Here is a 13928-nt window from a genome sequence, read left to right as displayed (position 1 = left end):
GGGGAGGAAGATGCTGCCACATGCAGCTTCATCACTGGCATGTGGCAGCATCTCCTTCCCCCGCAAGCGGGGGAAGGCCGGGATGGGGGACAGCCAGCACGGTCTGGGGACAGCCAGCACGATCTGGAGACAGCCAGCACCATCTGGGAGCAACCAGCACCATCCCAAAAAAATAAAGGAACCGCATGTTCGCATACATCATTCGCCGACTGCTGGAGATGATCCCCGTATTGCTGGTGGTCTCGCTGCTGGTCTTCGGCTTCATCAAACTGCTGCCTGGCGATCCGGCGCGTATCTACGCCGGGCCGGATGCGCCTTTGGCCGCGGTGGAAGCAGCGCGTCAGCATCTCGGACTTAACGATCCGCTGCCGCAGCAATATATCAACTGGATCGGCGGCCTGCTGCGTGGCGATCTGGGCGTCACTTATCGCACCCAACAGCCGGTGCTGGACGTGATCAAACAGGGCTTTATGCCGACGCTGTGGCTGGCGCTGGCCGGGTTTGCCTGGTCGGTGATTCTGGGGTTATTCCTCGGCGTATTTGCCGCACTGAAACGCGGTAAATGGCAGGACTGGACCTTAATGAGCGTCGCCGTCGGCGGCATCTCCATGCCCACTTTCTGGCTCGGTCTGCTGCTGATCCAGTTCGTCGCCATGCCGTTTGGCCTGTTCTCTGTCAGCGGCTTTAACCAGCCCAGCGACATCGTATTACCGGCGATCACACTCGGTTCCTCGGTGGCAGCGGTGATGGCGCGCTTCACCCGTTCGGCGTTTCTTGAAGTGGCGCAGGAAGATTACGTGCGTACCGCCAAAGCCAAAGGGCTGCGCAATCGGCTGGTAACGTGGAAACACGTGATGCGCAATGCGTTGATCCCGGTGATCACCATGCTCGGTTTGCAGTTCGGTTTCTTACTCGGCGGATCGATTGTGGTCGAAAGCGTGTTCAACTGGCCGGGACTGGGCTGGCTGTTGATCGAGTCGATCAAGGCGCAGGATCAACCGGTGATCCAGGCATTAGTCATGCTGTTCGTGTTTGAATTTATCGTCATTAACCTGCTGGTCGATCTGCTGTATGCCGTGGTCAACCCAGCAATTCGCCTGCGACAGGAGCCCTGATGAGTCTGCAATCTCTGCCTGCCCAAGCGCAGGAGGCGATCCGTTCGCCGTGGCGTGATTTCCTGCACGCGCTGGTGCGTAATCCGCTGGCGCTGGTCTCCGGTGGCTTTGTGCTGCTGCTGGTGCTGGTGGCTATTTTCGCACCCTGGCTGGCGCCATGGGATCCGATGGCGCCGGACTGGATGGCGCTGTCATCGCCGCCGTCCAGCACGCACTGGATGGGCACCGACGAACTCGGCCGCGATCTGTTCAGCCGCATCATTTTCGGCGCGCGTATCTCACTGTACGTTGGCGTGCTGTCGGTGACGCTCGGCATGGTGGTCGGCGTGCTGCTGGGCCTGCTGGCGGGCTATTACGGACGCTGGATCGATATGCTGATTATGCGTGGCTCCGACGTGCTGTTCGCCTTTCCCGGCATGCTGCTGGCGATTGCAGTGGTAGCGATTCTCGGTCCGGGACTCAACAACGTGATCATTGCGGTCGCCATCTTCAGCGTGCCGGTATTTGCCCGTATCGTGCGTGCTTCTACGCTGTCGCTGAAACAGGCAGCGTACGTGGAAGCGGTGCGCTGCGCCGGTGCGCCGGATCGCGTGATTCTGCTGCGCCATATTCTGCCGGGCACGCTGTCAAACGTGATTGTCTATTTCACTATGCGTATCGGCACCAGTATTCTGACCGCCGCCGGGCTGAGTTTTATCGGCCTCGGCCCGGAGCCCGATGTGCCGGAGTGGGGCAATATTCTGGCGATGAGCCGCAGCATGATGATGGCGGGCTTGTGGCACGTCAGCGTGTTTCCGGGTCTGGCGATATTTATTACCGTGCTGGCGTTTAACCTGCTAGGTGATGCGCTGCGCGACACGCTCGATCCCAAACTGAAGAGCTAAGCATGGACTTTCAACAACTGCAGCGCGACCTGCTGCTGCAACGCTGGCGCAACGAGCGTCAGCTGGGACAACCGCGCAGCGCCAGCGGGCCAACCAATCGCATCAGCGATGTGCCCGGCGTGCGCGTCGGTCACTACACGCTAGCCGACGGCGAGCGACAAACCGGCGTTACCGCGATTGTGCCGCCGGGCGACAATCTGTTTATCCAGCCGCTGCCTTGTGCGGCGGCGGTGTTTAACGGTTTCGCCAAGCCGGTTGGCCTGGTGCAGGTTGAAGAGTTAGGCGTGCTGCAAACGCCGATTCTGCTGAGCAACACGCTGGCGATTGGCACGCTGTTTACCACGCTGGTGCGCGATGCCATCAGCCGTAACCCTGAGTTGGGCCGCAGCTTGCCCACGGTCAATCCGCTGGCGCTGGAGTGCAACGACGGCTGGCTTAACGATATTCAGGCGCTGGCGATCACCGAAGCGATGGCGCAGCAAGCACTCTATAACGCCACGGCAGATTTCGATCGCGGCAGCGTCGGTGCCGGGCGCGGCATGAGCTGTTTCAGTTTGAAAGGCGGCATTGGCACGGCATCGCGCAGTATTCCGTCGCTCAACGCCACGCTGGGCGTGCTGGTGCTGGCGAACTTTGGCGCGTTAACCGCGCTGACGCTGGATGGCGTACGCCTGGGTGAGATGATCGCGCCGCTGCTGCCGGAACTGACGCCGCAGCGCGATGCCGGTTCCATCATCATTATTATGGCGACCGATGCGCCGCTCGATGCACGTCAGCTGAAGCGCGTCGCCAAACGCGCCGGTGCCGGTTTGGGACGACTGGGCAGTTATTGGGGCCACGGTTCGGGCGATATCGCGCTGGCGTTTTCCACCCAGCCGCAGCCGCAACCGCCAGAAGAGTCCACGCTGGAACCGCTGCTCGCCGCCGCCGCCGATGCCACCGAACACGCGGTGCTGGATGCCTTACTCAGCGCCGAATCTGTCACCGGTTTTCGTGGCCATCATCGGCCGTCGTTAACGGAAGTATTGGATAAATTAATGTGATGAAAATCTTTATCTCAGCCGATATCGAAGGCATCGCCGGTGTGATGCGGCCGGAACAGTGTTCACCCGGCCACGCCGAATACCAACTGGCACGCGGACTGATGGAACAGGAAGTTAATGCCGCAATCGATGGCGCCTTTGCTGGCGGCGCAACGGAAGTGGTGGTGGCCGACAGCCACGCGCAGATGACCAACCTGCGTGCGGAAAATATCGATCCCCGCGCGCGCATGGTGCAGGGCAAACCGCGCGGCTTATCGATGGTAGAAGGCATTGAGCAGCAGCCGTTTGATGGCCTGTTCTTTATCGGCTATCACAGCGCGGCGGGCGAACCGGGCGTGCTGGCGCACACCATTAACGGCCGTGCGTTCTGGCGCATTCACATCAACGGCAAGGTGATGGGCGAAAGCGACATCTACGCCGCAGCTGCGGCTGAACAGGGCACGCCGCTGTGGTTGGTGAGCGGTGACGATCAGCTTAAAGGCTGGATTGCCGAGCATTATCCCTCGGTGGATTACATCTGCGTGAAACGCGCCATCTCGCACACCTGCGCCGAATCCATTAGCCCGCAGGCAGCGCAAAATGCCATTCGCGCTGCAGCGACGGCCGCCGTGCAACGCAAACGCCAGGTCAGCACCACGCGCCTGAGCGCGCCCTATGAGATGCAGCTGCAAGCCAGCAAACCTGTGCTGGCGGATCTGTTCAGCCTGATCCCCGGCGTGACGCGCATTGACGCGGTCACCGTAGGCTATCGCGCGGATGACATGAACACGTTGATTAGCCTGCTGAGCGCCTTCTCCTATCTGGCGACCACGCAGTCGTGATTTTCATCAGGTCGGTCCGCATTTCCTGCTGAATTTTGCTAACCTGCGCGCAATTTATATATAACAACGAGGCAGTCATGCAGCTCTGCAGTTTTTATCTTATTGACCAGCAAAGAAAAAGTTACGGTATTGTGCAGCAAGAGGGCGTGATTGATATCGGCTTGCGTCTTGGCGCTGACTGCCCGGACCTGAAAACCTTGCTGCAACGCGGCGCGTTAAGCGATCTCGACGCCTATGTGTCACAGCCGATTGATCACCCGTTTAGCGCCATTCGCTTCCTGCCGGTGGTGGAAAATCCTGGCAAAGTGTTCTGCGTTGGCATGAACTACGCCGACAAACGCAAAGAGTTTGCCGAGACGATTGAAGCGCCAACGCTGTTTGTGCGTTTCGCGGATTCGCTGGCGGCGCACCAGCAGCCGCTGCTGAAACCCATCACCACGCAGGAATTTGATTACGAAGGTGAGCTGGCGGTGATCATCGGTCAAGCGGCCTATCAGGTGAAAGCCGCCGATGCGCTGCAGCACGTTGCGGGCTACAGCTGCTTTATGGACGCCACGGTGCGCGACATGCAGTTTACCTGGTTCACCGCCGGGAAAAACTGGCAGCAAACCGGCGGTTTCGGACCGTGGATGACCACCGCTGACGAGATCCCCGATCCGCAGCAGCTGGCGATCAAAACCTGGCTCAATCAGCGCGAAGTGCAGAACGACACCACCGCCAGCATGGTGCATCCGGTGGCGAAGATCATTGAGTACATCTCCGCGTTCAGCCCGTTGTCGCCAGGCGATGTGATCATCACCGGTTCACCGGGCGGCGTCGGTAAAAAACGCACGCCACCGCTGTTTATGTTCCCCGGCGATAAGATTGAAGTCGAAATCGAGAAAATCGGTCGTTTACATCATTACGTGGCTTAGTGCCCGTCATACTTCGAGCCGCCGCTGCGTTGGCTACGTGTGCTCACCCCAGTCACTTACTGATGTAAGCTCCTGGGGATTCACTCACTTGCCGCCTTGCTGCAACTCGAATTATTTAGGGCGTGCTGTCTGTAAAAAGCGCACCACGCGGCTACGATTCAACAGCAGCCGCAGCGTGTCGCCTTCGCGCGCAATCGCGAAGCGCTTTTCCCACGGCCCATCCTGCGCGGTGGCTAATAGGCGATCGTTGCCCAGCGACTGCAAACGCGCACGAATTGCCGCCGGGCCGATGCCCATGATTAAGCTGTCGCCCTCAATTACCAACTCGCTGCGCCACTGCGGTGCGAACCAGCAGCCCTGCAGATGATCGAGGCTGGCCTGATCGGCCTGCACCGGCACAAAACGTCGGGCGGCATGACCAATCTCTCCCACAATCGCCGCGCCAGCATGGCGTAGTTGCATCGGGAAAGTGCTGGAGAGCGACACCGCCGTGCCGTGCATATCGTCACGCCACAAGGTTTCGCCTGCGCCGAGCCAGGTGGCGGTCGCGCCTTTGATTTCCAGCCAGTCGGCGGCGTCTTCCGCCACGTAAAGTCCGGGCGTTAAATCGTGTCCTTTCTCCGGTAACGCACGATTGAGCAGCGCCGCCATCACGCGCAGCACGCTTTCTGAGGTGGTGACATCTTCGCGGTTGGCGACCAGCGCCACGCCGATTTTCAGCTCCGGATGCAGCAGGAAATAGCTCTTATAACCGGCATGCGAACCGCCGTGACCGAACAGCGTCTGGCTGCCAAGCGTCGAGCTGGTGATGCCCAAACCGTATCCGCTGGTGCGACCATCGTTGAGATGACGCGGCGCGCTCAGGCGCTGCAGCACGCCCGCGCCTGGTCCGCTATCGGCCAGCAGGCTTTGCAGCCAGCGCGTCAGATGATTCAGGCTGCCAGTGACGCTACCCGATGCCGAGAGATGCAAACCGGCGCTGGAGAGCTGCCACTGCGCGCCGTTTTGCCAGTAGCCGGGCACTAAACCGGGCACAATATCGAACCAGCTTTCCGGCGCAATCAGGTTGATGTCCAGCGGATCACAGATGTACTGCTGCAGCAGATCATTAAATAACACGCCTTTGGCTTTCAGCGCCTCTTCAACCAGCCGATAGCCGGTGTTGGTGTAGGAGATTTCGCTGCCGGGCGCGTAGTTGAGATCGCCTTCGCGCGCGACAAAATCCAGCAGGTCGTCGGCGCGGGTGGCGTTGTACACCGACAATCCCAGCAGCGATAAGGTTTCGCGCACGTCCGGCAAACCACTGCTCATATCCAGCGCCTGGCCGACGGTGATCTGGCCGTTGGCGCCGCGCAGCTGCGGCAGATGCTGCACCAGCGGATCGTCGAGCTTGAGATAGCGGCGGCCCGGCCCGGTCACTAGCGCCGCAAACAGATGTTTGGTGATGGAGGCGAAACGCACCACGCTGTCGGCGCTGAACGGCGTTTGCTGTGCCAAATCGGCCAATCCGGCGCAGTGCGTTGAGTGAATCTGCTGCGCATCAAACAGGATCATCGCACCGCCCGGCGCGTCGGGCTGTTGCCAGCTTTCAGTGATCTGTTGTGCGACATCCGCGGCGCGTTGCCAGTAAGCGGTCATGCCGGTTCCTCCAGCGTCATGCTGAGATCGAAAAGTTGGGCGGTATGCGGATGCTGGATGCGCCGCGCGCGCAGATCGTCGGCGCTCAGCTGTTCCACCATTTCGCCATTCTGCATCACGCCAATGCGCTGACACAGGTGCGTGACCACCGCGAGATTATGCGTCACCATAATGTAGGTGAGTTTGCGCTCGCTGCGGAGATCGCTGAGTAAATTGAGGATTTCGGCCTGCACCGACACATCCAGCGCCGAGGTCGGCTCATCCAGCAGCAGCACTTCCGGTTCGGCGATCAGCGCGCGCGCAATCGCCACGCGCTGACGCTGGCCGCCCGACAGCTGATGCGGATAGCGGAAACGCACCGACGCGGGCAAGCCCACTTCGCCTAACGCCTGGCTGATGCGCTGTTCGGCGCGATCAAGCTGATGCACCAGCAGCGGTTCGTGCAGGATGCGATCGATGGTCTGGCGCGGGTGCAGCGAACCAAACGGATCCTGAAATACCATCTGCACCTGACGATAGAAGGCGCGGCTGCGTTTGGCGCTGAGCTGCATGCCACCAAACAGCATGCTGCCTTGCCAGTCGGCATTCAGTCCGGCGAGCGCGCGCAGGATGGTGGATTTGCCCGAGCCGCTTTCACCGACCAGGCCAAAGCTTTCGCCGTTACCGACCGAGAAACTGACGTCTTTTACCGCCGTGTGCGCACCGAAGTTGATGCGCAGGTTATCGATTTGAATCATAAATTATTCTCGCCACGCGGCATCGCGCTGCAATACGGGTAAACGCTCGCGCGGATGGCGCAACGACGGCAAACACGCCAGCAAACCGCGCGTATAGGGATGCTGCGCCTGCTGCAGCTGCCCGGCATCGAGCAGCTCAACGATGCGGCCGGCGTACATCACCGCCACGCGATCGCAGAAGTGCGACACCAGCGGCAAATCGTGGCTAATCAGAATCAGCCCCATGCCGCGCGCCGATACCAGCTCGTCAATCAGCTTGAGAATCTCCGCCTGCACCGTGGCATCCAGCGCGCTGGTGGGTTCATCGGCAATTAACAGCTCCGGATCGGGCGCCAGCATCATGGCAATCATCACGCGCTGGCCCATGCCGCCCGAGACTTCATGCGGATAGCGTTGCGCCACGGCGTCAGGCTCGCGAATCTTCACCTGCTCCAGCAGCTCAATCGCCGCCTGCATCGCCGCTTTGTGGCTGCCGCCTTTGTGCTCGCGCCAGGCTTCGGCAATCTGCTGGCCAATGGTCATCACCGGATTAAGCGAGTATTTCGGGTCCTGCAGGATAAAACCGACGCGCTTGCCGCGAATTTTGCGCAGCACTTTCTCGCTGGCTCCGCGCAGATCGATGCCGTCAAAGCGCAGCACATCGGCGCTCACTTCCGCGTTGCCCGGCAGTAGCTGCATCAGGCTGCGCGCGGTCAGTGACTTGCCGGAGCCGCTTTCGCCGACAATGGCAAACTTCTCGTGGCCAACGCTAAAACTGACGCCGCGCACTGCTTCAACGGTTTCGCTGCGCGAGCGGAAGGCAACGCGCAGGTTCTCAATTTCCACCAACATTTAGCGCTCCTTAGGATCCAGCACGTCACGCAGACCGTCGCCGAGAAAGTTGAACGCTAGAGACGTCAGGAAAATCGCGATACATGGCATCAATGGCACCCACCATTCGCTGAACAGGAAACGACGCGCGGTGGCGATCATCGTGCCCCATTCCGGTGACGGCGGCTGCGCGCCCATGCCGAGAAAACCGAGGCTGGCAGCGGTGATGATGATGGAGCTCATGTCCAGCGTGACGCGCACAATCAGGCTCGGCACGCACAGCGGCATGATGTGGCGCAGGATAATGCGCAGCGGCGAAGCGCCGGTCAGACGGCTGGCGGCGATAAAGTCGCTGTGGCGGAACTGCAGGGTTTCGGCCCGCGCCAGACGCGCATACGGCGGCCACGACGTCAGGGCAATCGCCAGAATCGCGCTCTCCACGCCGGGTTTCAGCGCGGCGACAAACGCCAGCGCCAGAATCAGACGCGGGAAGGCGAGGAAGATGTCGGTCAAACGCATCAGCGCTTTATCGATGAAACCGCCGGCATAGCCGGCAATGCAGCCAATCAGCAGGCCGAGCGGCGCGGTGAGCAGCACCACGGCGATCACCATGCCGAGCGTGGTGCGGCCGCCGTAGATAATGCGCGTCCAGACATCGCGCCCCAGCTCATCGGTGCCGAGCCAGTGCGCGGCGGAAGGGGCCGCCAGACGGTTTTCCAGATGCTGCATACCGGGTTCGAACGGCGTCAGCCAGGGCGCAAACAGCGCCAGCAGCAGCATCACCGCCACCACCAGCAATCCGGCCATCGCCAGCGGATTACTGCGCAGGCTGAGCCACAGGCGATAACGCCGGCCCCACACCGCCTGGCGGCGATTGGCTGGCGTGTCATCGAGCAGCCATTCTCGTGAGAAGAAGATCATTTTACGCGCGGGTCCCAAAGTCGATAGAGAAGATCAGCCAGCTGATTGAGCAGCACATACACGGTGCCGACCAGCAAAGTGGCGCCGATCACCGGGTTCATGTCGGCGTTCATCAGCGATGTAGTGAGATATTGGCCGATGCCAGGCCAGGCGAAGACGTTTTCCGTCACCACCGCGCCCTCCAGCAATCCGGCGTAGGTCAGCGCCAGCACCGTTACCAGCTGAACCGCCACGGTGGGAAACGCATGCCGCCAAATCACCCGCCGTGACGACAAACCTTTGGCGCGCGCGGTGATCACGAACTCGCCGCTCAGCGCGTTAAGCATAAAGGTGCGCGTCATACGCGTGATGTAGGCCATGCTGAAGTAGGCCAGAATCAGCACCGGCTGCGCCATGTGGGCCAGCGCATCCCAGAAGGCGTCCGTTTCTCCGGCCAGCAGCGAATCAATGGTGAGGAAGCCGGTGACCTGCGGCACCATATCCTGCCAGATGATGTCCTGCCGTCCGGGGCCGGGCGCGATGCCGAGCACCGCGTAGAACACCAGCAGGCTCAGCAGCGCCAGCACAAATACCGGCAGCGAATGGCCGGCGAGACAGATCACGCGAATGGTTTGATCGACCCACGAACGTTGACGCACCGCCGCCCACACGCCAAGCGGAATGCCGATCAGCGCCGCGATGATGATGGCCGCCGTTGCCAGCTCCATGGTGGCGGGGAAGAAGCGGGCGATATCGGTAATCACCGGATTCGAGGTGAGAATCGATTTACCGAGATCGCCATGCAGCAGTTGATTGAGGTAGTGACCAAACTGCACGTAAAGGGGCTGATCCAGCCCCATTTCTGCACGCACGCGCTCAACCACCGATTGCGGTGCGTTATCACCGACCGCCGCCAGCACCGGATCGGTGGGCATGACGCGGCCAATGAAAAAGGTCAACACCGACAGACCAAACAGCGTCAGCACCAGGCTTCCCAGGGTGCTGACGATTCTCTTCAGTAACGGCATCAGGCTTTTTTCACCTGCGCATACGGCCACTGCTCCAGCACGGTCATGTGGACATCACTCAGCGCTTTGCTGGTGGCCACGTTTTTGGTCTTCTGCATCATGAAAATAAACGGGCTCTTCTCGCGGCCTAACTGCTGAATCTGCTGATAGAGCGCGATGCGCTTCGTCGGATCCGGCTCATGCAGCGCCTGCTCGGTGAGTTTGTTAAATTCATCGTCTGACCAGCTGCAGCGCCACGCCAGCGTTCGCGCACGCGCGTTATCGCTGTTGTCGGTGTTAACGCAGAAGGCTTCGGTGTTGGAGTTGGGATCAAAGTAATCGGCGCCCCAAACCGTCAATGCCAGCTGATGCTGACGCGCACGCATCTTGGTCAGAACCTGGCGGTTTTCGGCGGCGATCAGTGACACTTTGATGCCAATCGCGCCCAATTGCGTCTGAATTGCCTGCGCGATGTCCGGATAGGGTTGCATGGAGTAGTGATCGAGGGTGATTTCGAAACCGTCCGGATATCCCGCTTCGGCCAGCAGCGCTTTGGCTTTCGCCACATCTTTGTGGAATGGCGTATCGTCCAGCGCCGCCGGGAAGCCGCTCGGCAGGAAGCTTTGATGGGTAACAAAACTCATCGACAGAATGTTTTTCTGAATGCTGTCGTAATCCAGCGCCCACTTCAGCGCCTGCCACACCTGCGGTTTTTTCAGGTACGGATTATTGGTGTTGCACGACATCAGCATGATGGCCGACAGCGACTGATTCACCAGCGTCACGCTGCTGTCGTTTTTCACCTGCAGCAGCTGTTCGGTGGTGAGGTCATATGCGGCATCAACATCGCCTTTTTTCAGCATCAGCGCCTGCGCGGCCGGGTCGGCGATGTGCTTGAGGATCACGCGTTTGGTTTTGCTGGCGCCAGCATATTGCGGGCTAATCTCCAGAATCACCGTTTCGCTGGCATTCCAGGTGCGCAGGGTAAAGGCACCGGAACCGGCGCTGTGCTGTTTCAGCCAGCCGTTACCGAAGTCATTGTTCTGCTGGTTCGCCAGACAGGCTTTCTTCGACACGATGCTGCCGACGGTGGCGGACAAGCAGTAGAGCAGGAAGGTTTCGGCCGCCGGCGCGCCGAGTTTCATCTCCACGGTGTGCGCATCTTTCGCGGTGACCCGCTGCGTAACGTTGTCTTTGGTAAAGCCGAACTGGTTGATAATAAAGGCCGGGCTCTTATCCAGCTTGACGATACGCTCAATCGAGAACGCCACGTCTTCTGCGGTAAGCGGCGAACCATCGGCGAATTTGGCCGCTGGATCGAGATGGAACGTGTAAGTGCCGTTATCGCTGCTGACGTCCCAGCTTTGCGCCAGTTGACCAATCACTTTATCGGCTTGCTTGGGATCGGGCGTGACTAGACGTTGATAGAGGTTGCCGCAGATCTGGCCGCCGGTGGCTTCGAAGCTTTCGTGTGGATCGAGGCTGGTGATGTTATCGAGCTGCATCGCGATCACCAGCATGGTCGGCGGCGTCGCGGCAAAGGAAGAATTCAGGCTGAGGTAGGAAACAACAGGTACGGCAGTGCATCCTGCAAGAAAACGTCTTCTGGTAACCATGTAAACTCCCAACTTATTGATAATTAAAATAAAAAATTGCCGTTTGATTGTTTTTTGTCTTGACTTTAGGCACCCCCCGGAGGATTAATACCGGTTCTACGTCCTTTGTTTCACGCGTGTGGTTTTGCCCTTTTATGGTGCAATTTGCTCCGCCAGCTGGCAGTGCTGCGCTTTCCCCCGAACATGGAACTGAACAACATGTCTGACTCGATTACCCTCGATATTCCGGTCTTTGACGGCCACAACGATGTGCTGAATAAGCTGTGGCAGCACCATCAGCCGGACGCGGTTAATGCCTTTTTTACTGGCACCAAAACGGGCCAAATGGACTTGCCGCGTATCCGTCAGGGAAATATGGCAGGTGGCATTTTCGCCACCTGGGTGCCGTCCCACCCTCTGATTGCAAGAAGTGCGCCAGACCTCGCAGATTTTCCTCAGGAAATTATCAACTCAGCGCGCGACGCGACCTTTTCCATGCTGGCGCTGCTGCTGCGCATTGAGCAGGCCTCGAATGGCCAGGTGAAGATTTGCCGCAGCGTGCGCGAGATTCGTCACTGCATGGCGAACAAGGTGTTAGCGGTGGTGATGCACGTCGAAGGTGCGGAAGCGCTGGATACCCACGGCGAGCTGCTCGACATGCTGTACGCCAGCGGCTTGCGCACGCTGGGGCCGCTGTGGAGCCGCCCGAATCAGTTCGGCGACGGCGTGCCGTTCCTCTATCCTTCGTCGCCGGATATCGGCAACGGCCTGACGGCAGCGGGCAAGCAGCTGGTACGCGACTGTAATCGCCGCCGCATCATGGTTGATTTGTCGCATATGGATGAGAAAGGCTTCTGGCACACCGCAGAGATCAGCGATGCGCCGCTGGTGGCGAGCCACTCCAACGCGCATGTGATCAGCGCGCAGTCGCGTAATCTCACCGATCGCCAGCTGGCGGCGATTGCTGAAACCAACGGCTTTGTCGGTGTCAATTTTGCCGTGCCGTTCCTGCGTGAAGATGGCGATCGCCATGCGCCGACCGGCGTTGATGCCATTGTGCGTCACGTTGAGTATCTGCTGGAAAAAGTCGGGGAAGATGGCGTCGGTTTTGGTTCGGATCTCGATGGCGCCACCATGCCGGGCGATCTGAAAGACGTGGCCGGATTCCCACTGCTGGTGCAGGCACTGGCGGCACGCGGCTATTCGCGTGCGCTGCTGGAGAAGATTTGCCACGGCAACTGGCTGCGCGTGCTTGAAGCCACCTGGGGCGAATAATCATGCGGCTGCGGCATATTGAGGTGTTTCAGGCGATTGTGCAGACCGGCAGCATCAGTGCGGCGGCGCGTTTGCTGAATGTGTCGCAGCCGAATGTCAGCCGCGTGCTTAATCACGCCGAGCAGCAGCTTGGTTTTGCGCTGTTTGAACGGCGCGCGCAGGGCATGGTGGTGACCGCAGAAGGGCGGCGCTTGCTGCCGGAAGTGGAAGATATCTATCAGCGTTTACAGGCGATTACCCAACTGACCGAGCAGCTACGGCGCGGCGAAGGGCAAACGGTGCGCGTCGGTGCTGCGCATGCGTTTGGTCAGATGGTATTAGCACCCGCGCTGGTGAACTGGCGGCAACAGGCGGCGTCGGTCAGCGTGGAACTGGTCACCGAGCACTTCAGCACCTTGTGCCGCATGCTGATGGATAATCAGCTCGATTTCGCGCTGGTGTTTGGTCAGCAGGTGGATGCCGATTTACTGGCGGAACCGCTGTTTCAGTCGTCGATGGTGGCGTTGCTGCCGCGCGATCACACCCACCATGAGCCGGTGACGCTGGAGTGGCTGTGCGCCAACAACCTGTTGATGATGCAGAATCAGGATCCGCTTGGTCGGGTGCTGCACCGCGCGCTGCGCGATAAAGGGCTCAATCCGGCGGTATCGCTGTCGATTAAAACCTATTCGGTGATTGCTGATATGGTGCTGGCGGGCGGCGGCGTCGGGATTGTCGATCTGTTTACCGCGTGCCGTTATGCCGACCAGCTCAAGTTGTTACCGGTCGCGCAGCCGCTACCGTTTGAAGTGATGTTAATCAGTCGCCGCGATCAGCCGCAGTCGCAATCAACGCTGCAGCTGAAACAGGTGATTCGCAACAAGCTGTGGGAGATCGCGCGCCAGTGTGAATCGCAGTTTTTCACCCACCCGGCATAACGCCAATTGCCGGTGCGCATATTCATAGGCATCCGGTCGCCATGCATGGCGACTTTACGGAGCTTATAGCGATTGTGAATTAAGAAAACGCATTGCTGCTGCAGCGAGGGTGTTGAGGCGACATCCCAATCCGCTGAACGATTGAGGGATTCCAGGACGAGCCGCATGGATGCGGCGAGAGGTGGCGTTGAGCAGGAGCAAATCGACACCGGTCCGTCAGGAATCGTGAATGAGTGAAGGTACCGCGAAGCGGCGGGTTGGGCTGGCGCAAG

The 13928-nt window shown here is 59.8% G+C and carries 13 protein-coding genes; 7 read left to right on the top strand and 6 right to left on the bottom strand.

What is annotated here, in order from left to right:
* The first annotated feature begins 185 nt into the window (after window positions 1–185).
* The 5 genes from PO881_RS18385 to PO881_RS18365 all read left to right on the top strand — a co-directional run bounded on the left by PO881_RS18385 (window position 186) and on the right by PO881_RS18365 (window position 4777).
* Complete coding sequence (locus tag PO881_RS18385) at window positions 186–1115, top strand: ABC transporter permease subunit (RefSeq protein ID WP_008106670.1); 930 nt, start codon at window positions 186–188, stop codon at window positions 1113–1115.
* Window positions 1115–1999 (top strand): ABC transporter permease subunit, encoded by an 885-nt coding sequence (locus PO881_RS18380; RefSeq protein WP_280172194.1) that lies wholly within the window; start codon window positions 1115–1117, stop codon window positions 1997–1999. The genes PO881_RS18385 and PO881_RS18380 overlap by 1 nt, the downstream gene beginning before the upstream one ends.
* Before the next feature lie 2 nt (window positions 2000–2001).
* Window positions 2002–3042 (top strand): P1 family peptidase, encoded by a 1041-nt coding sequence (locus PO881_RS18375; RefSeq protein WP_280172193.1) that lies wholly within the window; start codon window positions 2002–2004, stop codon window positions 3040–3042.
* Window positions 3042–3863: a M55 family metallopeptidase gene (locus PO881_RS18370; protein ID WP_280172192.1), complete on the top strand. Its 822-nt coding sequence runs from the start codon at window positions 3042–3044 to the stop codon at window positions 3861–3863. Before PO881_RS18375 ends, PO881_RS18370 begins: the two co-directional genes overlap by 1 nt.
* Window positions 3864–3940: 77 nt before the next feature.
* Window positions 3941–4777, top strand: coding sequence for a fumarylacetoacetate hydrolase family protein (locus PO881_RS18365; protein ID WP_280172191.1), 837 nt, complete (start codon window positions 3941–3943; stop codon window positions 4775–4777).
* Between the two features lie 111 nt (window positions 4778–4888).
* Here the strand turns inward: PO881_RS18365 and PO881_RS18360 are convergent, their stop codons facing one another.
* Genes PO881_RS18360 through PO881_RS18335 form a run of 6 tightly spaced genes read right to left on the bottom strand, consistent with a single transcriptional unit; the run spans window position 4889 to window position 11485 of the window.
* Entirely contained in the window at window positions 4889–6415 is a 1527-nt protein-coding gene (locus PO881_RS18360) for a serine hydrolase domain-containing protein (protein ID WP_280172190.1), read from the bottom strand.
* Complete coding sequence (locus tag PO881_RS18355) at window positions 6412–7152, bottom strand: ABC transporter ATP-binding protein (protein ID WP_061719816.1); 741 nt, start codon at window positions 7150–7152, stop codon at window positions 6412–6414. Before PO881_RS18355 ends, PO881_RS18360 begins: the two co-directional genes overlap by 4 nt.
* Before the next feature lie 3 nt (window positions 7153–7155).
* On the bottom strand, window positions 7156–7983 hold the full coding sequence (locus PO881_RS18350) for an ABC transporter ATP-binding protein (protein WP_280172189.1): 828 nt from the start codon (window positions 7981–7983) through the stop codon (window positions 7156–7158).
* Window positions 7984–8883: an ABC transporter permease gene (locus tag PO881_RS18345; RefSeq protein WP_061719814.1), complete on the bottom strand. Its 900-nt coding sequence runs from the start codon at window positions 8881–8883 to the stop codon at window positions 7984–7986.
* A complete protein-coding gene (locus tag PO881_RS18340; protein WP_008106687.1) occupies window positions 8880–9890 on the bottom strand; it encodes an ABC transporter permease in 1011 nt (336 codons plus the stop codon). Before PO881_RS18340 ends, PO881_RS18345 begins: the two co-directional genes overlap by 4 nt.
* Window positions 9890–11485: an ABC transporter substrate-binding protein gene (locus tag PO881_RS18335; RefSeq protein WP_280172188.1), complete on the bottom strand. Its 1596-nt coding sequence runs from the start codon at window positions 11483–11485 to the stop codon at window positions 9890–9892. The genes PO881_RS18340 and PO881_RS18335 overlap by 1 nt, the downstream gene beginning before the upstream one ends.
* A gap of 198 nt (window positions 11486–11683) precedes the next feature.
* Between PO881_RS18335 and PO881_RS18330 the strand changes: the two genes are divergently transcribed.
* Together PO881_RS18330 and PO881_RS18325 are read left to right on the top strand one after the other, a co-directional pair.
* Window positions 11684–12739, top strand: a complete 1056-nt coding sequence (locus PO881_RS18330; RefSeq protein ID WP_280172187.1) for a dipeptidase — start codon at window positions 11684–11686, stop codon at window positions 12737–12739.
* A 2-nt stretch (window positions 12740–12741) separates the two neighbouring features.
* On the top strand, window positions 12742–13656 hold the full coding sequence (locus PO881_RS18325; RefSeq protein WP_110867695.1) for a LysR family transcriptional regulator: 915 nt from the start codon (window positions 12742–12744) through the stop codon (window positions 13654–13656).
* Window positions 13657–13928 lie beyond the last annotated feature (272 nt).

Origin of the sequence: Pantoea sp. SS70 (assembly GCF_029866845.1) — a bacterium.
GTDB lineage: Bacteria > Pseudomonadota > Gammaproteobacteria > Enterobacterales > Enterobacteriaceae > Pantoea > Pantoea leporis.
Note: the sequence above shows the minus strand (reverse complement) of the source record. Positions and strands in the feature narration are given on the sequence as shown.

What these genes read in the sequence shown, in the direction of transcription:
- PO881_RS18335 (WP_280172188.1), bottom strand. Translation starts at nt 11,485, where the DNA reads ATGGTTACCAGAAGACGTTTTCTTGCAGGATGCACTGCCGTACCTGTT.
- PO881_RS18330 (WP_280172187.1), top strand. Translation starts at nt 11,684, where the DNA reads ATGTCTGACTCGATTACCCTCGATATTCCGGTCTTTGACGGCCACAAC.
- PO881_RS18375 (WP_280172193.1), top strand. Translation starts at nt 2,002, where the DNA reads ATGGACTTTCAACAACTGCAGCGCGACCTGCTGCTGCAACGCTGGCGC.
- PO881_RS18350 (WP_280172189.1), bottom strand. Translation starts at nt 7,983, where the DNA reads ATGTTGGTGGAAATTGAGAACCTGCGCGTTGCCTTCCGCTCGCGCAGC.
- PO881_RS18340 (WP_008106687.1), bottom strand. Translation starts at nt 9,890, where the DNA reads ATGCCGTTACTGAAGAGAATCGTCAGCACCCTGGGAAGCCTGGTGCTG.
- PO881_RS18385 (WP_008106670.1), top strand. Translation starts at nt 186, where the DNA reads ATGTTCGCATACATCATTCGCCGACTGCTGGAGATGATCCCCGTATTG.
- PO881_RS18380 (WP_280172194.1), top strand. Translation starts at nt 1,115, where the DNA reads ATGAGTCTGCAATCTCTGCCTGCCCAAGCGCAGGAGGCGATCCGTTCG.
- PO881_RS18355 (WP_061719816.1), bottom strand. Translation starts at nt 7,152, where the DNA reads ATGATTCAAATCGATAACCTGCGCATCAACTTCGGTGCGCACACGGCG.
- PO881_RS18360 (WP_280172190.1), bottom strand. Translation starts at nt 6,415, where the DNA reads ATGACCGCTTACTGGCAACGCGCCGCGGATGTCGCACAACAGATCACT.
- PO881_RS18345 (WP_061719814.1), bottom strand. Translation starts at nt 8,883, where the DNA reads ATGATCTTCTTCTCACGAGAATGGCTGCTCGATGACACGCCAGCCAAT.
- PO881_RS18370 (WP_280172192.1), top strand. Translation starts at nt 3,042, where the DNA reads ATGAAAATCTTTATCTCAGCCGATATCGAAGGCATCGCCGGTGTGATG.
- PO881_RS18325 (WP_110867695.1), top strand. Translation starts at nt 12,742, where the DNA reads ATGCGGCTGCGGCATATTGAGGTGTTTCAGGCGATTGTGCAGACCGGC.
- PO881_RS18365 (WP_280172191.1), top strand. Translation starts at nt 3,941, where the DNA reads ATGCAGCTCTGCAGTTTTTATCTTATTGACCAGCAAAGAAAAAGTTAC.